The organism is Palleronia aestuarii (assembly GCF_003253995.1).
Lineage (GTDB): Bacteria > Pseudomonadota > Alphaproteobacteria > Rhodobacterales > Rhodobacteraceae > Palleronia > Palleronia aestuarii.
Map to the genome: position 1 here is coordinate 70,563 of NZ_QKZL01000015.1, position 19,403 is coordinate 89,965.

Below are 19,403 nucleotides of genomic sequence, written 5' to 3' on the forward strand. Positions count from 1 at the left end.
GAAAGGAGCCGATCATGGCCCAGCCACGCCTCGTCCACACCAAGCGCATCTCGCCCAAGGAAATCCGCGAACTCGACGTCTACTACGACAAGGGCGGCCTCAACTACTTCGACTACACGACAAAGCCCAAGGGCATCTTCTTCAGCTCGACCGTCTACGAGCAGGAGGAAGGTTCGATCTGGAAGACGCTGAAGATCGGGCTCGGCAAGAGCAAGCCCGGCGTCGGCTACATCTGCGTCGTGCCGCTCGACGCCTACCGCGCCAAGGCGCTGCGCCAGGTCCGCGAGCGGGTCGAGGCCCACGCCGAGGCGATCCACGCGCTCTGCGACATCGGCGATGCCCAGGCGCTGGAGCAACTGAAGGCGATTCTGTCTGGCGAGATCACCCTGGCGCAAGGGGAGGCACGGGCATGAAGGTCTGGATCCTCCGGCGCCTGCGCGCCGAGACCCGCGCCTGGTGGGCGCATCTCGCCCTGCGCCAGCGTGGCGAGATCGCCGAGGCCGCCGCCCGCGAGCGCGCCTCGGTCCGTTCGGACCTCGATGTCATCCGCAAGACCCGCGCCAATCCCGGCGCCTACGTCTCCTGCGGGATCGGCGGGACGACGATCCACTATGCGCGCGGCTGCACGCTGTCGAGCTACAGCCCCCTCGAGCACGTCGCGACGGCGCAGGTCCTCGTCGAGATGGGCCTGCCGCTCATCGACACGCGCCCGGTCGTGAACAAGCACCGGATCATCGGCCTGCCGCTGGTCGCGGTCGGTCACGACCCGGATCCGGAGCCGTGGCGGAGCATGAGCTACGCGCCGCTCTGCGTCTACGCGGCCCGCGCCGCCGCCCTCGGCGCGCGGACCCGGAACATCAAACTGGTCGATCTGTCGGCCCCGCAAGGCTGGGCCGTCGCCCACGCCTGACGCCGAACCGGGACGCCGCTCCGAGAGATCGGGGCGGCGTCTTTCGTCGTGGGTCCAGCATGGAGGCACGACATGGACGACGCCCTGCAATCCGACGACGCCCTCGATCCCGGCGATCTGGTCCGCGTCACCTTCGATCCACCCTACCGCGACGACGACCACGCGCCGATCCGCGAGGCGACGGGGACGATCCTGCGCGTCACGGGCCTGCTCTATCTCCAGGCCACGTCGCTCCGATCCCGTTGGCAGATGCCCACCATCGTCGATCTGAATGGCACGTCCCGCCGGATCGAGCGGATCGCCACGGCCGCCGAGCAGCGCGATCGGCAGGCGGCGGCCCGGCGCGGCACGATCGTCTTTCCCGATCCCGGCCGAACCGGCGCCGCGCTCTTGCGGCAGCTCGACGAGCTGGCCGAGTTGCGCCTTGCCGCGGAGGCCGCCGGCGACACACGGCGCGGGGACGAGCTGCGCCACCAGTTCGACGACCTGGCCGACCGCGTGGCGCTGGCGAAGCGCAAGCGGACCTACCTCCTTCACCGCGCCCGGATCGGCGACTTCCACCCGTGGCTGACGCGCGATCCCCGCGTCATGCGGATCGAGACCGTGCGGCCCCTGCCCGCCGACTTCGAGCCGGAACCCTCCTCGCGCCGCGACCGGGCGCGCCGTCTGGACGAGGCGGTCCGCCTCTTCGGGGAAGCGGAGCGCGAGACCCGCCGCATTGCGTCCTCTTTCACCGCCGCGGGCTACCATGTCCGCCGCCCGCATCCGAACGCGCAGGAATTGCTCCTGCGGATCACGATGTCGCCCTGCATGCGCGCCGACATCCGGCTCGCCCCCTCGGCCAACGGCCTCTGGTCGGCCGCGCCAGCTCCGGCCCGAGAACAAGCGCAAGGCACGGGCCGTCGCGCGGATGGTTCGGGAGGGTCATGTCGCCGTCGCCCGCAACGGCCTCGAGGGGATGCGCGGCAACACCTCGGCATGAAAGAGAAAAGGCGGCGCCTTTCGGTTCTGGTCCCCAGACAGAGGAGAGAGACCATGACCGAGACCGCCGAATACGTCGCAGACGCCGCGAAGGTGGCCGAACAGAACGACGCCTTCCGCCGCCATGTCTGCCTCGGCAGTCCCTACCCGCTTGAGACCGGCGCGCTCACGGGACGGCTGGCCTGCACCGCCGCCGTGGCCGCCCGCGGCCTCTTGTTCGTGAACACCTGCCAGCGAGCGATCGGCTTCTTCACCGACTTCTCGGCCGACAACGACCCCGACGGCTTCCACGACTTCGGCGGGGTGCAGATCGCCGGGGTGAACGTCTGGTTCAAGATCGACGTCTTCGATGACGCGGAGATGCAATACGGCTCCGAGGCCCCGGACGACCCGGCCCGGACGTACCGCGTGCTGACGATCCTGCTGCCCTCCGACTGGTAGGTCGGCCCGCCGATCCACCCGGTCCGCCCGACTGCGAAGCCCGCGCCCGAGAGGGAAAGCGGGCTTCGTTTTTGGTGCGGCCATGAGGCCGGCGAAAGACCGAACAGGAGATCATCCGATGACCACGACGCCCGAGCTGACCGACACCGAGATCGCCATCAAGGACCTGGCGCTGCACGACCTGAACGCCCGCGCGGGCTCGCCCGAGACCTACGAGGCCGACGACATTCCCGTCCTCGCCGCCTCGATCGCCACGCTGGGGCTCCTGAACCCGCTCATCGTCCACAAGACCGGCAAGGTCTGGGGCGTGATCGCCGGCGGCCGCCGCCGGGCCGCGCTCATCCACCTCGTGAACGACGCGGAGGCGAAGGGCTGGACGATGCGGACCAAGGTGCGCTGCCGCGCCCTGCCCGACGACATTGCTGCCGCGACCGCGATCACCGTGGCCGAGAACGTCACCCAGAAGGCGATGGATCCGCTCGACGAGTTCGAGGCGTTCGCGCGGATGATGGAGACGGGCGGGCACGATCCCGACGGCATCGCCAGGATGTTCGGCGTGGAGCGGCGCCGGGTGATCGACCGCCTGCGCTTCGGCCGCGTCCATCCCGACATCCGCGCCGCCGCCCGCGCGAGGGAGATCACGCTCGACGCGATGAAGGCGTTCGCCGAGCATCCCGACCAGGCCGTCCAGAAGGACGTCTTCGACGCCATGCAGGGCAGCACCATGCAGGCGTGGACGATCCGCGACAAGCTCAGGAATCGCGGCGTGAAGATGGGCGACGCGGTGGCAAGGCTGGTGGCCGATGCGTACCGCGCCGCGGGTGGCGACATCGCCGCCGACCTGATCGCGGAGGACTCGATCCTCACCGACGAGACGCTGGTGGAAAAGCTTCTGATGGAGACCCTCGCGGCCCATGCCGAGGCCGAGCGGGCGCGTCTCGGCTTCGCCTGGGCGCAAGCCGTGCGCGCCGTGGACTACAAGGTTCTGCAGGAGTTCGGACGGGTCTATCCCGGCGCGGTCGATCCGGTCGGTGAGGACGCCGCGCGGTGCGAGGCCATCGCCAACCGTCTCGCCGAGCTCGACGAGGCCCGCGAGGCCTACGAGGCCCCCGGTGCGGAGGACTGCCCGGACATCGAGGCGTTGGACATCGAGTACGACACCCTCACCGACGAGTACGAGAGCCTGACGACGGGCTGGGCCGAGGCCGATCTCGGTCGTGCCGGCGTGCTGGCCTATTGGGACCAGGGCCGGATCGCGACGGCCGAGGGGCTCGTCCGCCCCGAGGACCGGGCGGATCGCCAGCCCGTCGCGGCCGGTGGCGACGGTGGCGGGGCGGCGACCGGCAACGCGGGTGAAGGCGAGGCGGGCAACGATGCGCTCGAGTTGCCGGAGTCGCTTCGGATCGACCTGCGGACCGAGCAGGCCGCCGTCATCGGCAGCGCGCTCGCGGCCGATCCCGACCTCGCGCATGACCTGCTGCTGTTCAAGACCATCTCCGACCTTCTCGGCCGGTCCCGTCCCGTCACCTACAGCTTCGGCGTCACCGCCTCCGCCGCGGATCGCCCGCACGGCAAGCCCGAGGAGGTGGACGGCCGCCCGGCCGAGGCGCTGGCCGAGCTCTACGAGGGTCTCGACCTGCGGTGGTGGGCGGACGGCAAGTCCATGCCCGAGCGGTTCGAGGCGTTCCGCGCCGTCGATCCGGGCATGAAGTCCCGCATCGTCGCGGTGGCGCTCGCGGATGCCGTGAAGCCCACGAGCTACGGGTTGAACGAAGGGCTGATGGCGCATGTCGCCCGCCAGCTCGTGCCGGACCTGCGCGCGGTCTGGCGTCCGACCGGCGGTGCGTTCTTCGGCCGCCTGAAGAAGAGCGTGCTGCTGGGCCTCATCGCCCGCGACCTGGCGCAGCCCGAGGAGGCGGCGCGTCTCGCCACCGAGAAGAAGACGGCGATCGTCGACTTCCTCGAGCGGCTCTTCGCCGCGCCCTTCGCCACGCTCACGCCCGAGCAGCGCGAAGCCGTCGAGACGTGGTGCCCGCCGGGGCTGGAGATCGACGAGCCGCGTGCCGCCTACGAGGCGTTCGGCGAGGCCCGCCTGCGCGGCATGGCGAAGGACGAGGCCGGGGATGAGGCCGACGCCGACGCGGAGGCTGAAGCGAACGCCGCCGATGCGGAGGAGGACGCCGAAGCGTGGGACGAAGAGGTGCCGTTCGAGGAGGCGGACCCGGAGGATGCGGACGGCGCCCGTGCGTGGGCGGAGGCCGAACACACCTGATCCAGCGATGCGCCAGGACGGGCCGTCTCTCTCCGAAAGGGGAGAGGCGGCCCTTCGTCGTGGGGAACCCTCGATCCCGCGAAAGGACCCCAGCCCATGAACCGCCCGGCCATCGACCAGCTCCTCCCCCGCCTCGCCCGCGACCTGCACACCGGCGGCCTGACGAGTGCCAGCCTCGCCGCGCAGCTCACGCAAGCCACCGGCGGCACCGACGCGGCGGGCGCGTGGACGTGGCGGCACGCCTACGACCTCGTGCAGTCGGCCGCGATCCTCGTCGATCGCGACCTGCCCCTCGCGTCCGATCCCGCCGCCCGCCTCGCCATGCTCACCGCCGGCGCCGGCGCGCGGCCGACCGAGACGCGGCGCTCGGAGACGCAGGTGCGGCTCCAGCAGTTCTCGACGCCCCTCCCCTACGCCTATGTCGCGGCCTTCGCCGCGGGGGTCCGGCCGGGCGACGTGGTGCTGGAGCCCTCGGCCGGGACCGGGGCGCTCGCGCACATGGCCGCCCGCGCCGGGGGCAAGCTGGTGCTGAACGAGATCGACCCGTTCCGCGCCCTGCTTCTGCAGGCGGTGTTCTCCGCGCCGCTTAGCGCGCATGACGGCGAGCATATCGACGACCTGCTGGACCGGCGGCATGTCGCGGACGTGGTGCTGATGAACCCGCCCTTCTCGTCGTCGGCCTCCCGCGCGGCGGACCCGACCATCGCGCTGCGGCACGCCGTCTCGGCCGCCAAGCGCCTCGCTCCCGGCGGGCGGCTGGTGGCGATCCTGCCGATGGCCGCTTGCGCCGACCGCCAGCCCGCGCTCTGGCGGCGCCTCGCGTCCCTCGTCACGCCGCGCCTGCATCTCGGCCTGCCCGGCATCGTCTACCGGAAGATGGGGACGAACGTGGAGACCGCGCTTCTGGTCGCGGACGTGACCGGGGGCGACCCCGTGGGTGATGTCACGATACCCCGGCGGCAGATGGGGCTTGCCGCCGCGCTCGACGTGATCCGCGACGAGCTGCCGGCGCGTCCGCCGCGCGTGGACCGTGCCCCTCTGCCTGTCCGTCCCGCAGCAGCGGTTCGTCCTGCTTCCGCGCCTGCGCGCCGCGCTGCCACGATGCCCGCGGCGTCCCGTGCCGTCACGCGAGCGCCCACCGTGGCGCCGGTTGCCTATGTCGAACGTCCCACGCCGGGGGAGAACGCGGCCGTGTCGGACATCTACGCGGCCTACGCGCCCCAGCGGATCGAGATCACCGGCGCGAAACCGCACCCGACGCCGCTGGTCGAGAGCGTGGCAATGGCGGCCGTCGTGCCGCCGATGCCGACCGCGCAGCCGACCCTGCCGTCGCAGCTCGTCGCCGAGGGCGCTCTGTCCGAGGCACAGCTCGAAGCCATCATTATGGCCAACGACGCGCATGAGCACGACCTCCCAGGCCGGTTCGTCGTCAAGGACGACTGGACCGCGATCGAACCCGCCCCGGAGGGCGAGGGCGTGGCGTTCCGCCAGGGATACTTCATCGGTGACGGGACAGGCTGCGGGAAGGGTCGGGAAGCCGCCGGGCTCATCATGTCCGGCTGGCTGAGCGGCCGGACCCGTGCCGTCTGGCTATCGAAGTCCAAGACGCTGATCGAGGACGCGATCCGCGACTGGACCGATCTCGGCGGCTCACCAACCGACATCCAGTCGATCGACCGCTGGACGCCCGACGAGACGATCACACTCGGACGCGGCATCCTGTTCATGACCTACGCCACGCTGCGCTCTGTCGGAAAGACCGGGCGCACGCGACTTGAGCAGCTCGTGGAGTGGGCCGGCGAGGACTTCGAGGGCGTCATAGCCTTCGACGAGGCCCACGCGATGCAGAACGCGGCCGGATCGAGCGAAGGTCGCGGCACGGCTCCTTCGCAGCAGGGCATCGCGGGCCTGCGGCTCCAGATCGCCCTGCCCCGCGCCCGCGTTCTCTACATCTCGGCGACCGGAGCCACGAACGTCTCGAACCTCGCCTACGCCGTGCGGCTCGGCCTCTGGGGGCCGGGCGAAGCCTATCCTTTCACGACGCGCGAGGATTTCGTGGCGGCGATGGAAGCCGGCGGTGTCGCGGCAATGGAAGTGGTCGCCCGCGACCTGAAGGCAATGGGGCCGTATCTCGCTCGCGCTCTGTCGTTTTCCGGTGTCGAGTACGACATCCTCGAACACCGGCTTTCGGACGACGAGCGCCGCGTCTACGACACGTTCGCCTCGGCGTTCCGCACCATCCACCAGAACTTGCGGAAGGCGCTGGAGGCCACCGGCATCGTGGATGTCGAGTCCGGCACCTCCGCCTCGGCCGCCAAGGCGTCGGCGCTCAGCCGGTTCGAGAGCATGAAGCAGCGGTTCTTCGGGCACATCCTGAACGGCTTCAAGGCACAGACGATCATCGACGCGATCGAGGCGGACCTGGCCGATGGCTGGGCCCCCGTCATCCAGCTTGTCTCGACCGGCGAAAGCCATCTGGATCGCGCAATCGAGGGACTGGAAGCCGGCGACGATCTGACCGAGGCGCACCTGACGCCGAAGGAGGTCGTGGTGCATTGGCTCGACACCGCGTTTCCGATCCACGCGCAGCAGCTCGTCGAGATCGAGGGCACAATCGTCACCCAGCCTCTTCTCGATGCGGACGGAAACCGCGTCGTCTCGCGCGAAGCCGAGGCCCTGCGCGATGCGGCGCTGATGGAGCTTTACACCGTTGCGCCGATCCCCTCGGTTCTCGACCGTCTCGTCTGGCACTTCGGCGAGGAGCGGCTGGCCGAGGTCACGGGCCGCTCGAAGCGCACGATCCGCACCGCGAACGGCAGCCTGAAGGTCGTGCCACGTTCGGGCTCCGCGAACACTTCCGAGGCCGGGGCCTTTATGGCCGGCTCGAAGGAAATCCTGCTCTTCACGGACGCCGGCGGCACCGGACGTTCCTACCATGCGGCGCTGACGGCCGCGAACCAGCGCCGGCGCCGGCACTACCTCGTCGAACCCGGCTGGCGGGCGGACGCGGCGATCCAAGGTCTCGGGCGCACGCACCGCTCGGCGCAGGCGTGCCCCCCGTGGTTCCGGGTCGTGACCTCCGACGTTCACGGCGAGAAGCGGTTCACCAGCACGATCGCCCGCCGTCTCGACACGCTCGGCGCGCTCACCCGCGGCCAACGCCAGACGGGCTCGCAGAATATGTTCCGCGCCTCTGACAACTTGGAGTCCCCGATCGCCCGCCGCGCACTCGTCTCCCACTACAAGGAGCTGGTTTCCGATAGCTGCGAGGCGATGACCTACGAGGAGTTCGAGGACTGGACCGCCCTCAAGCTGCTGGCCCATGACGGCGCGCTGCTGGAGGACCTGCCGCCGATCCAGCGGTATCTGAACCGCCTCCTGGCGCTGCCGATCCAGATGCAGAACGACCTCTTCGCCGCGTTCTCGCGCAAGATCGAGGCGCAGACCGAGGCGGCTCGTGTTGCGGGGACACTCGACATCGGCATCGAGACGCTCCGGGCCGACCGGATCGTGGTAACGGCCGAGGAGGACATCTGGACCTGCCCCAAGAGCGGATCGGTCACGCGCACCGTGACGCTGGAGGCGGAAACTGCCGTCTACATCCCATCGGGCGAGGCCGTACTCTCCGACTATGGCCGATACGACCGTCCCATGCGAAACGCCGCGTCCGGCAAGGTCGCATTCATCTCGAAACGCCCCTCGCAAATCTTCGATGACGAGACCTTTGCCGAGGTCCGCGAGATGCGCCGTCCCGGCGGTAAGACCACTGTGGCCGAAGAGGCGTTCGCCTCGTCCCACTGGGAACCTTGCGACGAGGCCGATTTCGTCACTCTTTGGGACGCCGAGGCCGATGAACTGCCGAAGGTCCGGGCGGAAACCATCGTCCTGCTGACCGGCCTTCTCCTGCCGATCTGGAAGATGATCCCCTCGAACAGCCAACGGATCTGGCGCGTGAAGCCCGAGGACGGCATCTCGCGCATCGGCCGCGCCATTTCACCTGATGAGGCGCTGGTGCTGAAAGGGCGCTTCCGGGGCGACGGGGCTACAGCGCCCGACGAGATGATCGCGGCTGCCATGACCGGGGAGGCGAAGGTGGAGATCGGGCGCGGCCTGACGCTCCGCGCCCGCCGCGTGGCCGGGGCGAAGCGGCTGGAACTGGAGGGCTGGGCACCCTCGCAGGTGCCGGCGCTGAAGGCCGCGGGGTGCTTCTCGGAGATCATCGCCCACCAGCTCCGGGTGTTCGTCCCCGTGGGCGAGGACGCGAAGGACGTGATCGCCCGGATCGGCGGGGGGCACGCCGCGGCGCAGGCCGGGTGATGGGGCCGGCGTCGGCGCGGGAGAGATGAAAGGGGGCTTCGCCTGGAGTGATCCGAACCGGATCGGGAAAGCAATCCAGCCAAGGAACACGACAATGATCACCGGAACCCTGACCCAGAACGCCGACGCCCGCAGCTTCACCGCCACCATCTCCACGATGATGTTCGACATCGCGCGGATCGCGGTCGTGGCGAACCCCTACAAGACCGCCGACAACCACCCCGACTTCCAGCTCGAGGTCCGCACCCCGCGCGGCCGGACCATGCGCGTGGGCTCGATGTGGAAGGCCGTCAGCGAGAAGAGCGGGCGGGCCTACTTCTCGCTCGCGATCACCGACCGCATGGGCCGGACCTGGCGCATGAACGCCGTGCGGAACGAGGAGACGCCCGAGGGGACGTGGCAGATCGTGCCCATGACCGGTGGCAAGTCCGAGCAGATCGCGCTGACGGGCCAGTTGGAGTTGCTCGACGACGACAACTTCGCGGGCTTCATCGGCGGCTACGACTTCGACATGGACTTCACGGCCGTCGAGAACCCGCACAAGACCGATCCGAGCCATCCCGATTACCACATCGAGGCGCGCAGCCCGGCGGGCGTCCTGATCCGAATGGGCTCGATCTGGAAGGCCAGGAGCGAGCGGACGGGCACGGCGTACCTGTCGATCGCCTTCGCGTCACCGCGGGGCAGCCAGCACCGCGCGAACGCCTTCCGTCGCGAGGACGCGGAGCCCGGCGTGTACGAGATCGTGGCCCTCACCGGCCCGGACCTCGCCGTCGTCGCCTGATCCCGGTCGGGCCGAAGGAGCCGCGGCGATCGTTTCTCCGCGGCTCCGGACGACCCGGGGCCGAACCGTACTTTGCCCCTGACGATCCGGATTGCCGGGGCTATCACCACGGGGTGCAAACCATGAAACAATCCCTCGGCGTCATCTGGACGATGGTCCTCGCCGCGATCGTTCTCTGGACGATCCTGACCCTGTTGCAGTTCTACGATCGCCTGACCGCGCCCTACGAGCTTGCGCTGACGAGTACGATCAGCGGGTGCATCGGGATCACGACCGCGCTTCTCATCCCCAGGCGTTCCCGTGAAGGGCTCTCCCTCCGATCGCCGAGAGGTCTTCCGGCCATCATCTTTCTTCTCGCGCTGCCCGCGGCATCGGTGCCGACCGCGCTCTCGATCTTCCTGATGCTGTCCGAGATGACGACCGGCGCTTCGACCTCGGAGCCGCGAGCGACCGTGATCGGCGCCACGGTGCTCTTCATCGTGATGGCGCAGGCGGCCATCCTGATGGGTCTCGTGACGATGTTCCGACGATCCTCCCGACCCGGATAGGCGTCGATCCAGACCCGTCCTCCAGGGCCGTACCGCAAGGTGCGGCCCTTTTTCGTGCGCGATCCCACCCCGCTTCGGAAAGGACCGACGCATGACGACTTCGATACATGACACACCGACGCCCCCACGGGAGGCGGTGGCCCGCGAGGCCCTCGCGACCGTCGCCCGCCGGCTGCAGCTCACGCCGACCTCGGTGACACGGGCGATGGCGCTCTCGGCATGGACCACCATCGACGAGATGATCCTCCGCGAGTTCGGCGGTCCCTACCTCGGCTACTACCCGAAGGTTCACATGGAAATCCGCTCCGAGGCGGTGATCGCCGAGGTGTTCGACCAGATCGCCATCGCGCTCGGCGATCCGCGCCGCGCCCTGCGCTGCGGCGCCTGGACCCCGCCCGGCGGCTGGAGCGGAGGCGCGCACAATGGGTGAGGGCCTCTACTGGAGCCGGGACGGCCGCACCGCCTATGCTGAGCCGTTCGAGGATCTCGATCCCCAAGATGGCTGTCTCTGGCGCGACGCATGGGACGATCTGGTTCTGGCCATACGAAGCAATCTCGGATCGACGTGGCATCCCGTCGGCGGAGACTTTCGCGGCCACGGCGAAAACATCGTCGCGCGCAACGGGCTGCACGAAGTCTGGCTGTACGAGGACAGCTATGCCCGTGTTCACGTCACCTTCGGCGTACGGGCGGACCTCGATGTCACTGATGCGCTGGCGCGCAGCCTCATCGACGACCGGGCCGAAGCGTTCTTCGACGCGCTTCAGCGGACCTATCCGCTGCGCGTCCGGACGAGCGCCTGGACCAGCGCGCCGCGCGAGACGCGGAGGGTCGCGGCATGAGACCCAAGCCCGTCCTCATCCGCATCCCCCGCGTGTTCCTCGACGACCACGCCGAACGCGATCTGCCCACGCCGGCGATCCAGCGGGTCGAGCGATACCACTACCGCATCCGCGCCGACGATCCCGCCCTGCCCGAGCTGGTCTCGGACGCGGCACACTACGCCGGGGGCGGCATCGACACGCGCGCCTTCCCGCACCTCTTCGGCCTCGTCGCCTCCGCCCGCGCGACCCTCGCCGCCATCCGCACATCGCAGGAGACCTCCACATGACCTTCCGCATCGCGCTGAAGTCGAAACCCTCGCCGCACTTCCACGAACCGCACAAACGCTGGCAGGTCCTCCTGAACGGCGAGCCGTGGGGCGATCCCTTTTACTACAACATGCGCGGCTTCCGGGGCGTCCTGCCCCTGCCGGACGGTCGGTCCTTCGACCCCGGCGAGGTCACGCTGACCCGGCTCCGGCAGGAGGTCGCTCGGATCAACCGCGAGGTGCGCGCGGCCGCGTCCGCTCCGACCGAGGCGGCGGGGGCATGAGCGGCCCCGCCTCCCTCTTCGGCCACTGGTACGCCACCGGCCCCGCCGACAAGCCGTTCCGCGCGGACGATCCCGACTGGAATATCCACCGCATCGTCGAAGACACGCCGGGCTTGCCGGATGTCCTCGTCGAGAACGCGGGCGGCCAGCGGTTCCTGCTCGCCCGCGTGCTCGCGACCGCGATCGCCCTTCCCCCCTCCGACCTCGAAAGGACGATCCCATGAAGATCGAACTCAAGGCCATCCAGTACGCGGCATTCTCGTCGGAAGAGACGAACTGCTACAGCGCCAGCCTCACCATCGACGGCCGCAAGATCGGCACGGTCGGCAACGACGGTCACGGCGGTCCCGATCGCTTCGACGGCGACCGGGCCGCCTTCGCGGCGGCCGATGCGTGGTGCAAGGCCAATCTGCCCAAGTGGACCGGGCATGACGGCACGCCGCGCGACACCGATCTGGAGTTCCACTGCGGCCAGCTCGTCGAGGACTGGCTGATTGCGCGCGACCTGAAGACCGCGCTGCGGACCAAGGTCGTGATGCGCGATCCCGCAGACGGGTGCCTTTACGAAGTGAAGCACCGCAAGCGCGTCGAGGCCACGATCGCGGGCGTTCTCAGACAACACCCCGGCGCCGTGATCCTCAACACCCTGCCCTTCGCGGAGGCGCTGACACTCTACCGCGCGGCGACCTCGCCGTGACGGGCGATGCGGTTCCGCCGGAGATCGCGGAGATGATCGCAGCAGGTGCTTTGGTCAGTTGCTCACACAGCAGCGGGAAGGACTCGCAGGCCATGATGATCCGCCTGCGGTCTCTCGTCCCGCCCGATCAGCTCGTCGTCGTCCACGCGCCCCTGGGGCGCGTGGAATGGCCGGGCACCCTCGCCCATATCCGCGCGACGATCGGGGACACGCCCCTGATCCTCGCCCATGCGGCGACCGACCTGCTCACCGCCGTCCGGAAGCGCAAAAAGTGGCCCTCGCCCTCAATCCGGACCTGCACCTCCGGGCAAAAGCGAGATCCAATCGCCCGCGAGCTGCGCCGCTACCTGAAAGCCAACCCACGTTTCGGTGGGCGGATCGTCTCCTGCATGGGGCTGCGCGCCGAAGAAGGACGCGACCGGGCACGACGCGCCCCGGTCCTGCGGAACGAGCGCAACAGCAAGGCCGGCCGCGAATGGCTCGACTGGCTGCCGATCCACGGCTGGACGGAAGCCCGCGTCTTCGCGGAGATCGCCACCGCCGGAGAGCGACCACATTGGGTCTATGCGCGTGGCATGACCCGTTGCTCCTGCTCGTTCTGCATCATGGCCTCGCGCGCGGACCTGCGCCGCGCCGCGCGGCTCCGTCCGCGTCTCGCCGCCGAATACATCGCGCTCGAAGAGGAGATCGGACACACGCTCAGCCCGACGCGGGTGCCGCTGCGCGAGATCGTCGGCATGGGCAAAAATCTTGCCTGACCGGACGAAACTGATCGACAGGCCGACCCCATAGGGTGTAAACAAAACAGGAACACACCAGATATGGGGTCGGATCATGCTCCAGATGATCGACGACGAGACGGGCCTGAGAATGACGATGGCCGTGCAGTCGAAGCCGCGGAACCCGCGGCTCGCGGACAACAACCTCTTCCGGATCGTGACGTGGACGAAGGGGTTGGGCGACCCGCACCCGTTCCACGACCGCGTGGAGTTCCACAGCCGCATCCCGACCCGGCAGTACCTGATCTACCGCCTGCGGCTGAACACGGACCAGACGGGGCGTTCGTCCCTCAGCGCCATGCAGGGCGACATGGCTCCGACAGCCGGCTACGCCTTCGCGGACTACGACCTGCTCCGCCTGGAGTTCGACGAACCCGGCGACATCGGCCCGGAAGAGGTCCAGCGCGCCTTCGAATTGCTGCAAGTCGAGCTACTGACCTACGAGGAATACCTCACCGGCCAGGTCTATTCCTTCACCATCTCCGACCGCGCGGGGACCGCGCTGGAGACGCAGGCCAACATCTACGGCGCGGACTACGCCGAGCATCTTGCCAAGGAAGCCTTCGACAATCACCGCATGGGCATCGGCGCCGACAACCGCTGAACCCGTCTTGCCATCGAGGGCGTGTCCCTCCCCCGAAGCGCGGTCCCCGGACCGCGCTTCTTGCGTGACGGCCTAGTCCGGCGTGTCACGATCCACCTGCTGCAGAATCCTGATCACCTCGGCGCGCGGGCTCTTGACCGAGACGACCGTCTCGATTCCCAGGTCGCGGAGATCCTCCGCCTGGCGGTCGTTGAACGCGAAGCCCACGATATGCGCCTGCGGGGCTGCATCGCGATACCATTGCAGATGCTCGGCTGTGTCTTCCTCGACGGATGTGCTCACGACGAGGATGTCAGGCTTCGTTTCCCGGACCGCCACCGTGCCCTCCTCGCCCTCCGTCGACGCCATCACGACGTCGCCGATGTCGAAGGTCTCGATGGTCGCCTTCAGGCTCTCCCGGAGTGCGGCGTTTTCCGCCGCGACGTGAATTTTCTTCGTCATGGGATGATCTCTTGGTCCGCCGCAATTCCGCGCTGCACAAGCCGTCCGTCGGCCGACGTCCATAGCAACGCGCCATTTAGGTTCGATCACGGGCGAAGAAAGCCACCGATAACCCGCCATTAGAGCAGGCTACTTCTTCCGCTCCGGCAACCGGCCGTGAAGGTCGAGGCCGCGGATCAGCCGCTCGTGGCTATGCGCGTTGTCGGGCAGTGTCAGGCGCAGCTCGCCCATCATGCCGCAGGTCTGGCATCGCAAGCGGCGCTGAAGGACGCGGATCCGGACCGTAAGGCCGAACTTCGCCAGCAGCGTGCGGCCTCGACGCAGCGAGACCTTGCCGCATTGGGCACAGTGGATCTCCAGCTCCACGTCCTCGTCGATCATGTCCGCGATTGTGATAGGCATGAGGAGAACATTATGAGAACATCACGCAGGCGGGAAGCCGTCATCGACACCATCCATCGACTCCGAACCAGTGGCAGAGGGACCTGACATGACCGCCTACAAGACGAGCCCGGACCCCCGGCACGTCATGCCGCCGCGCCGTCTCACCGAGACCCGCGGTGTCGCGACCCCCGAAGGCCATACGATTTCCCTGTCGATCGGCTTCGATCCCGAAGAGCCGGATCGGCCCCGCGAGGTCTTCTACTCGGCCGGCTTCAAGTCAGGCTCGCAGCTCGAGTTCCAGGTCCAGGATGCCTGCGTTCTGGTGTCCCTGCTTCTCCAGCACGGCCTCCGGCCCGCCGACGTGGCAAAATCGCTGTCGCGCGACGAGCAGCCCGATGGCTCGATGCCCTATGCCAGCCATATCGGCCTGATCGTGGAAGAGTTGGCTCGCCCAAGCCCGCCATGCGATCCTCTTGAAACAGCCAGCGCATCGCGAGGCGCGTGCAATTCCAGACGCGGCAGGTAGGTTGAACAGTACATGACCACGATCGACCCAGAACGATTTCGACCGACACGCGCTTTCGTGGCGCTCACTCTCGTCAGTGGTTTCGCCATCGGCGTGACGGCGTATCTCGCCTATTCCCATGTCCGCGCGTCGGGTGCCTTTTATGGCGACGTGATGCGGGCGCTTTGCGAGAATGAGGACCCGGCTCATGTTGGCGTCTTCTGGCCGCACGACGAGCCCCAGGAAGCCCGGTGCGTGACTGCCGCGGAAGCTGAACGGTTCACGACCAGCGAAGTCCGGTAACTCGGACGGATGACCACATGACCCGAGATCCCCGCCCTTTGGACGAGTGGACCGTTCGCGGCATCTTCGATCGCGACATGGATGAAGACGAGGACGAGGACGAATATGCCGCCGCGATGGAGAAAGAGAGCCCCGTGGTAGCCTTGGCCGAGGGTGCCGATGGCGTCTGGTACGTGGCCTACCGCGAAGAAGAGACCATTACCGGTTTGACCATCTTCAAGGGACCGATCGAGCGGGATGGCAAAATGATCGAGGCAATCATCGTCTCGTCGGAGAAAGAGAACCCATCCTTCACCGGCGCCCCTCGGGAGATCCTCGATCTCCTCACACCGACCGGAAACAGGGCGGCAAACCGGTGGCGCGAAGCCTGCCGGAGTCGCGGTCAGGCTTGATGCCGACCCGTTCCCGATGGCGCTCGTGTTCGGGCACCTCCCGTCCGGCTGACACCGGCCGGGAGGTGCCCTACTCGACCCCCGCTTCGCGCAGGCTTTCTCTTCCTAAAGACCCAGCGTCGCCATCGCCGTCGAGAACAGGCGTTCGTCGCAAGCTGATGCCTTCTCCAGTTCGGACCTTACGCCGCGCTCGGGTTCCCCGGCGGCCAGCGCCCCGAAATGCTCTTGCTTCAGATGCAAGTGCATGTCCGCGAGCGTGAAATCCTCCCCCGGACGGTTTGCCATCGCAATCATATAGGCCCACACATACCGGCAGCCCATGTGAAAGAAGGTGTCCGTCGGACCGCCCGGCTCCCCTATGCGCAGCGTTCCGAGCAGAAGATCGACGCTCCGCTTGGCATGAACCATGTCCGATCCGCCGGACACCCCGCCGGCCAGTCGGGTATCGAGGATCCACTGACGGATCGCTTCGCGCGGATCGGCCAGCGGATCGCGCTCCTTCGCATTGACCTGTCGCGCCATCTCCGTCGCCTGCACTCTCGAACGCTCGATCGCGGTAATTGCTGCCACGACACGGTTACTGAAGGCTTCCCAGGAGACGTCACGTCCGGTCAGGCGATCAATCGCCTGCAACGTCCACAACTTGTCAGGGTTCTCGAACAGGTCGCCGCCGACCTTCTGCGACAACTCCGTCCACATCACGGTCGAAATACTGATCCGACCCGGCAAGCGTTGCTTCGTTGGATCGGGATCGCTGCGACCGATACAGCGCAGAAGTCGGTCCCTGACTTGGCGGCTTACTCCGAACGGCGTGCCGTCAGGTCGAAAACGCGGTGTCGATCCCTTCTTCGGTCCGTTTGGCTCGGAAGCCGGTTCAGGATTGGACATGATCGGGCCCTTTGATCTTCGAAACGACTTTCAAGATTTAATCACGCCAAGTCGGGCGGGTGAATCCGCCAAATCAGTGGGATGGACGCCTCCCTGCGGGACCGTGCCCTACTCGGCCCGCCTGCGGCGGCCCTCCCCGAGCCCCGGCCCCCTGCTCTCCCTTCGGCCTGATGTGTCGCTCCCCGTCTCCTCCGGAGCCGGTCGCGCCACGGCCGCATGGTCGGTCAGGCGGCCGGGTCTCGGCCCTGCGGGTTTCGGTCACTGGCGCGGGTTGCTTCACCGGCATCGCCTCCCGGGCCGGGGGTTCGGACAAGCCGAACGCCCCTCTGTCGCACCAGGCTGAACCGCCGGCCTCGGGGATTCGCCGCTGCGCGACGAACGCCGCTCGGCCGGGGCTTCCTTCCGGACCAGCGCCCGAGGGCATCGCCTGTCCGCCCCCCGAACCGTTCGCGGCCTGATCGAACCTGACGCACCGGGGGGACGGCGGTGCGGTCGGCTGCGCCTCCCCAACGACAAATACGGTTTCCACGCCCTACGGGCGCGGACCCTCCGCATTTGCCGTTGCCCCCGTCCCCCCGCCGCGTCCTGTTCTGGCCGTGCGACCGGCTGCGGGATGACGAACAAACGACGCCCTGACGGGTCTGTCCGTATTAAAGAATAAGGAGGCGCTATCGCGCCATTTGGATTTATTTCCGAATTGATTTGCAATCAATTCGGGGTGTGCTTCCCAACAACAGGAATCAAAACAAACGGATTTAGGGAATTGAGGCAAGAAAACAATTCGCATAAAATGCAGATAAATCATTAGATTAGACCCGATTTAATTAGTAAAAAGGGGACAGGGGAAGCGATTGGCGCTCCCCTCCAAAGCCGGAAATGTCCGGCGCACATCAGGAACTAAAACCATGCTGACCCCTTATGACGAAATCGAATTGTTTGGCCTCACCGAGAACGGCAGCGACGACCTTCCCATCCCGAACGACGACGAATTGCAGACCCGCGCCGTGGGAGAGGCGTTCGAGGCCCTGATCGGCACCCTTCAAGGCACCGGCCTTGCGTCCGAGGTGGAACCCCTCGCCCATGCCTTCGCGACCATGTTGCAGCGCCGCGCCGTGTCGCTGGACCAAGCCGCCGACCGTCAGAAGGTAAAGGCCCGCGCCCTGATCGCCTCGCAGGATGGCAGCGAGATCGCGGAGGTCGAGCTTGACCAGACGACGCGCCTCTACACGATCCTGCAAGAGAAGGCCGACGCCCTGAAACTCATGGCCGAGTGCGCCGCCGAGCATTACGAAACCGAGACCGGCGAGCATTACACCCCCGTCACCGGCGACCGCACGACGCGCCGCGCGATGGAAACCGGGGCCGTGTTCGAGGCGAAGAAGCTGCTGGACGCCGCCGACCGCGCCGAGGCCGAGCGGAACAAGGTGACTGGCACTTTTATCGCGGTGGCCGGGGATGCCGACTGGATCGACAGCGCCCCCATTTGGAAGCGTCTGGATGCCGCCCTCGCGAAATGCCCCGACATGGTTTTGTGTCAGAAAGGATCGCGCGGCGCCGAGAAGATCGCCGCCGCGTGGGCGCGGTCCCGCAAGGTGCCGCAGGTGATGTTTCGCCCGAACTGGCCCGCCCACAACCGCCGCGCCCCGTTCCTCGCAAACGACGAGATGCTGCGCGCGAAGATCAAGGGTGTGATCCTCTTCGGAGGCAACGGAATTGCCCTCAACCTTGCCACGAAAGCCGAGGCGAAAGGACTGCACGTCGCCCGCATCCCCAAGCCGGAGCCGAAGCGGGACGCTTGACCCGCACCCCATCGACCCCCGAGAGGGCGGCCCGCACGGGTCGCCCTTTCTCGTGCGCGGGTCGCCCAGGCTGGATCCGTCGCCCTGGCGGCTGGCGGTCGGGGTAGTCCTGCCGGGGCGGGGACTGGCGCCCCCGCCCCGGCAGGACATGGCGCTGCCCGCGCAGGGCCGCGACCTGGCGGTCGCGGTAGCGGCGAACGAGAAAGGCGATCGAGGTCCGGGGAGGCCGAGAGAAAGGCGGCTTCGAAAAGGGTGATCGCGGTGGACGACAAGAAAGCGCGATCACCCCAACCATTCAGAGGATGAAACCACATGCCTTCCAGCAATTCCGTCGCCCGCCTCATCGACCGTCTCCGGCCCCGCCGGACGGCGCCTCGGATGCCGTTCGAGATCGGCGAGAAAGGGTTCGATCTGGACACGTTCGCCGCCTACGCGGCCACGCAGTCCCGTCCGGACCAGTCCTACCAAGCCCTGCTCGATTTCTGGCAGATCCAGCGAAACCGCAAGGTCGCCGACCTGATCGCCGCAGCGGTTCCGGACGGATGGCAGTACCACGTCGTGGAGCGGCTCGAACGGGACGGGATTGTCCGCAGCGTGCAGCTCCACACGCCCGGAACATGCCCTCACGGGCTGTCGTCGGACTACCCGCGGCACTCCTGCCCCTTCTGCAATCTGGAGGATATTCCGTTCTGACGAGGACGGACCTGCCCCCGCTTCGGCGGGGGCATCCTCATCCAGAACCGGTCGCGCCGCGAAGGACTTGCTGGAACGCGGCTGTACCCTCCACCCCGCCTGCGGCGGGCCGGAGGGCCGCGTGAGACATCATGCCCACAGGCAACCGTGACGCGCCGCTCGTCGCGATGCCCGTGTGGCAAATGTCGGCCCCCTGCCCTCGGCTTCGCGTGTCGGGCAGGGAACGGGCCTGGCGGCCCGTCGCGCAGTCGCGCGGCGTCGCACCTGGCACCCGCAGCCGAGGCGGCCGCG

23 protein-coding genes are annotated in these 19,403 nt (G+C 68.0%); 20 read left to right on the top strand and 3 right to left on the bottom strand.

Annotated elements, in window-relative coordinates:
* Positions 1-14 precede the first annotated feature (14 nt).
* The 15 genes from LX81_RS14900 (at position 15) to LX81_RS14970 (ending at position 13,707) form a co-directional block, all read left to right on the top strand.
* The gene (locus tag LX81_RS14900) at positions 15-413 is read left to right on the top strand and encodes a hypothetical protein (protein WP_111538115.1); all 399 of its coding nucleotides are present in this window, start codon (positions 15-17) and stop codon (positions 411-413) included.
* Positions 410-910, top strand: coding sequence for a hypothetical protein (locus LX81_RS14905; RefSeq protein ID WP_111538116.1), 501 nt, complete (start codon positions 410-412; stop codon positions 908-910). The genes LX81_RS14900 and LX81_RS14905 overlap by 4 nt, the downstream gene beginning before the upstream one ends.
* A gap of 72 nt (positions 911-982) precedes the next feature.
* The gene (locus tag LX81_RS14910) at positions 983-2,332 is read left to right on the top strand and encodes a DUF3768 domain-containing protein (protein ID WP_111538117.1); all 1,350 of its coding nucleotides are present in this window, start codon (positions 983-985) and stop codon (positions 2,330-2,332) included.
* Between the two features lie 118 nt (positions 2,333-2,450).
* Positions 2,451-4,604 (top strand): ParB/RepB/Spo0J family partition protein, encoded by a 2,154-nt coding sequence (locus LX81_RS14915; protein ID WP_170133970.1) that lies wholly within the window; start codon positions 2,451-2,453, stop codon positions 4,602-4,604.
* Positions 4,605-4,700: 96 nt separating this feature from the next.
* Positions 4,701-8,921: a strawberry notch-like NTP hydrolase domain-containing protein gene (locus tag LX81_RS14920; RefSeq protein ID WP_111538119.1), complete on the top strand. Its 4,221-nt coding sequence runs from the start codon at positions 4,701-4,703 to the stop codon at positions 8,919-8,921.
* Positions 8,922-9,015: 94 nt separating this feature from the next.
* Positions 9,016-9,705, top strand: coding sequence for a DUF736 family protein (locus LX81_RS14925; RefSeq protein ID WP_170133971.1), 690 nt, complete (start codon positions 9,016-9,018; stop codon positions 9,703-9,705).
* Between the two features lie 122 nt (positions 9,706-9,827).
* Positions 9,828-10,253, top strand: a complete 426-nt coding sequence (locus LX81_RS14930; protein WP_111538121.1) for a hypothetical protein — start codon at positions 9,828-9,830, stop codon at positions 10,251-10,253.
* A gap of 91 nt (positions 10,254-10,344) precedes the next feature.
* Positions 10,345-10,683, top strand: coding sequence for a hypothetical protein (locus LX81_RS14935; RefSeq protein WP_111538122.1), 339 nt, complete (start codon positions 10,345-10,347; stop codon positions 10,681-10,683).
* Positions 10,676-11,095, top strand: coding sequence for a hypothetical protein (locus LX81_RS14940; RefSeq protein WP_111538123.1), 420 nt, complete (start codon positions 10,676-10,678; stop codon positions 11,093-11,095). Before LX81_RS14935 ends, LX81_RS14940 begins: the two co-directional genes overlap by 8 nt.
* Positions 11,092-11,364 carry a hypothetical protein gene (locus LX81_RS14945; protein WP_111538124.1) on the top strand — a complete coding sequence of 91 codons (273 nt, stop codon included), beginning with the start codon at positions 11,092-11,094 and terminating at the stop codon, positions 11,362-11,364. The genes LX81_RS14940 and LX81_RS14945 overlap by 4 nt, the downstream gene beginning before the upstream one ends.
* Positions 11,361-11,627, top strand: a complete 267-nt coding sequence (locus LX81_RS14950; RefSeq protein WP_111538125.1) for a hypothetical protein — start codon at positions 11,361-11,363, stop codon at positions 11,625-11,627. The genes LX81_RS14945 and LX81_RS14950 overlap by 4 nt, the downstream gene beginning before the upstream one ends.
* The gene (locus tag LX81_RS14955; RefSeq protein WP_111538126.1) at positions 11,624-11,851 is read left to right on the top strand and encodes a hypothetical protein; all 228 of its coding nucleotides are present in this window, start codon (positions 11,624-11,626) and stop codon (positions 11,849-11,851) included. The genes LX81_RS14950 and LX81_RS14955 overlap by 4 nt, the downstream gene beginning before the upstream one ends.
* Positions 11,848-12,324 (top strand): hypothetical protein, encoded by a 477-nt coding sequence (locus LX81_RS14960; RefSeq protein WP_111538127.1) that lies wholly within the window; start codon positions 11,848-11,850, stop codon positions 12,322-12,324. Before LX81_RS14955 ends, LX81_RS14960 begins: the two co-directional genes overlap by 4 nt.
* Before the next feature lie 32 nt (positions 12,325-12,356).
* On the top strand, positions 12,357-13,082 hold the full coding sequence (locus LX81_RS14965; protein WP_111538144.1) for a phosphoadenosine phosphosulfate reductase domain-containing protein: 726 nt from the start codon (positions 12,357-12,359) through the stop codon (positions 13,080-13,082).
* A gap of 76 nt (positions 13,083-13,158) precedes the next feature.
* Positions 13,159-13,707: a hypothetical protein gene (locus LX81_RS14970; RefSeq protein ID WP_111538128.1), complete on the top strand. Its 549-nt coding sequence runs from the start codon at positions 13,159-13,161 to the stop codon at positions 13,705-13,707.
* A 72-nt stretch (positions 13,708-13,779) separates the two neighbouring features.
* Here the strand turns inward: LX81_RS14970 and LX81_RS14975 are convergent, their stop codons facing one another.
* Positions 13,780-14,148 (bottom strand): hypothetical protein, encoded by a 369-nt coding sequence (locus LX81_RS14975; RefSeq protein ID WP_111538129.1) that lies wholly within the window; start codon positions 14,146-14,148, stop codon positions 13,780-13,782.
* Positions 14,149-14,277: 129 nt separating this feature from the next.
* Positions 14,278-14,550, bottom strand: coding sequence for a hypothetical protein (locus LX81_RS14980; RefSeq protein WP_111538130.1), 273 nt, complete (start codon positions 14,548-14,550; stop codon positions 14,278-14,280).
* Between the two features lie 88 nt (positions 14,551-14,638).
* Here LX81_RS14980 and LX81_RS14985 point away from each other — a divergent pair, with 88 nt between their 5' ends.
* From LX81_RS14985 to LX81_RS14995, 3 genes are all read left to right on the top strand, one after another.
* A complete protein-coding gene (locus LX81_RS14985) occupies positions 14,639-15,058 on the top strand; it encodes a TSCPD domain-containing protein (protein ID WP_111538131.1) in 420 nt (139 codons plus the stop codon).
* Between the two features lie 12 nt (positions 15,059-15,070).
* The gene (locus LX81_RS14990) at positions 15,071-15,340 is read left to right on the top strand and encodes a hypothetical protein (RefSeq protein ID WP_111538132.1); all 270 of its coding nucleotides are present in this window, start codon (positions 15,071-15,073) and stop codon (positions 15,338-15,340) included.
* A gap of 77 nt (positions 15,341-15,417) precedes the next feature.
* Positions 15,418-15,732, top strand: coding sequence for a hypothetical protein (locus LX81_RS14995; RefSeq protein WP_146259445.1), 315 nt, complete (start codon positions 15,418-15,420; stop codon positions 15,730-15,732).
* 105 nt (positions 15,733-15,837) lie between these two features.
* Here the strand turns inward: LX81_RS14995 and LX81_RS15000 are convergent, their stop codons facing one another.
* Entirely contained in the window at positions 15,838-16,620 is a 783-nt protein-coding gene (locus LX81_RS15000; protein WP_146259446.1) for a hypothetical protein, read from the bottom strand.
* Positions 16,621-17,471: 851 nt separating this feature from the next.
* Here LX81_RS15000 and LX81_RS15005 point away from each other — a divergent pair.
* Together LX81_RS15005 and LX81_RS15010 are read left to right on the top strand one after the other, a co-directional pair.
* On the top strand, positions 17,472-18,419 hold the full coding sequence (locus LX81_RS15005) for a DUF2493 domain-containing protein (protein WP_308418338.1): 948 nt from the start codon (positions 17,472-17,474) through the stop codon (positions 18,417-18,419).
* A 312-nt stretch (positions 18,420-18,731) separates the two neighbouring features.
* Complete coding sequence (locus LX81_RS15010; protein WP_111538136.1) at positions 18,732-19,112, top strand: hypothetical protein; 381 nt, start codon at positions 18,732-18,734, stop codon at positions 19,110-19,112.
* Positions 19,113-19,403 lie beyond the last annotated feature (291 nt).

What these genes read in the sequence shown, in the direction of transcription:
- LX81_RS14900 (WP_111538115.1), top strand. Translation starts at nt 15, where the DNA reads ATGGCCCAGCCACGCCTCGTCCACACCAAGCGCATCTCGCCCAAGGAA.
- LX81_RS14905 (WP_111538116.1), top strand. Translation starts at nt 410, where the DNA reads ATGAAGGTCTGGATCCTCCGGCGCCTGCGCGCCGAGACCCGCGCCTGG.
- LX81_RS14910 (WP_111538117.1), top strand. Translation starts at nt 983, where the DNA reads ATGGACGACGCCCTGCAATCCGACGACGCCCTCGATCCCGGCGATCTG.
- LX81_RS14915 (WP_170133970.1), top strand. Translation starts at nt 2,451, where the DNA reads ATGACCACGACGCCCGAGCTGACCGACACCGAGATCGCCATCAAGGAC.
- LX81_RS14920 (WP_111538119.1), top strand. Translation starts at nt 4,701, where the DNA reads ATGAACCGCCCGGCCATCGACCAGCTCCTCCCCCGCCTCGCCCGCGAC.
- LX81_RS14925 (WP_170133971.1), top strand. Translation starts at nt 9,016, where the DNA reads ATGATCACCGGAACCCTGACCCAGAACGCCGACGCCCGCAGCTTCACC.
- LX81_RS14930 (WP_111538121.1), top strand. Translation starts at nt 9,828, where the DNA reads ATGAAACAATCCCTCGGCGTCATCTGGACGATGGTCCTCGCCGCGATC.
- LX81_RS14935 (WP_111538122.1), top strand. Translation starts at nt 10,345, where the DNA reads ATGACGACTTCGATACATGACACACCGACGCCCCCACGGGAGGCGGTG.
- LX81_RS14940 (WP_111538123.1), top strand. Translation starts at nt 10,676, where the DNA reads ATGGGTGAGGGCCTCTACTGGAGCCGGGACGGCCGCACCGCCTATGCT.
- LX81_RS14945 (WP_111538124.1), top strand. Translation starts at nt 11,092, where the DNA reads ATGAGACCCAAGCCCGTCCTCATCCGCATCCCCCGCGTGTTCCTCGAC.
- LX81_RS14950 (WP_111538125.1), top strand. Translation starts at nt 11,361, where the DNA reads ATGACCTTCCGCATCGCGCTGAAGTCGAAACCCTCGCCGCACTTCCAC.
- LX81_RS14955 (WP_111538126.1), top strand. Translation starts at nt 11,624, where the DNA reads ATGAGCGGCCCCGCCTCCCTCTTCGGCCACTGGTACGCCACCGGCCCC.
- LX81_RS14960 (WP_111538127.1), top strand. Translation starts at nt 11,848, where the DNA reads ATGAAGATCGAACTCAAGGCCATCCAGTACGCGGCATTCTCGTCGGAA.
- LX81_RS14965 (WP_111538144.1), top strand. Translation starts at nt 12,357, where the DNA reads ATGATCGCAGCAGGTGCTTTGGTCAGTTGCTCACACAGCAGCGGGAAG.
- LX81_RS14970 (WP_111538128.1), top strand. Translation starts at nt 13,159, where the DNA reads ATGCTCCAGATGATCGACGACGAGACGGGCCTGAGAATGACGATGGCC.
- LX81_RS14975 (WP_111538129.1), bottom strand. Translation starts at nt 14,148, where the DNA reads ATGACGAAGAAAATTCACGTCGCGGCGGAAAACGCCGCACTCCGGGAG.
- LX81_RS14980 (WP_111538130.1), bottom strand. Translation starts at nt 14,550, where the DNA reads ATGCCTATCACAATCGCGGACATGATCGACGAGGACGTGGAGCTGGAG.
- LX81_RS14985 (WP_111538131.1), top strand. Translation starts at nt 14,639, where the DNA reads ATGACCGCCTACAAGACGAGCCCGGACCCCCGGCACGTCATGCCGCCG.
- LX81_RS14990 (WP_111538132.1), top strand. Translation starts at nt 15,071, where the DNA reads ATGACCACGATCGACCCAGAACGATTTCGACCGACACGCGCTTTCGTG.
- LX81_RS14995 (WP_146259445.1), top strand. Translation starts at nt 15,418, where the DNA reads ATGGATGAAGACGAGGACGAGGACGAATATGCCGCCGCGATGGAGAAA.
- LX81_RS15000 (WP_146259446.1), bottom strand. Translation starts at nt 16,620, where the DNA reads ATGTCCAATCCTGAACCGGCTTCCGAGCCAAACGGACCGAAGAAGGGA.
- LX81_RS15010 (WP_111538136.1), top strand. Translation starts at nt 18,732, where the DNA reads ATGCCTTCCAGCAATTCCGTCGCCCGCCTCATCGACCGTCTCCGGCCC.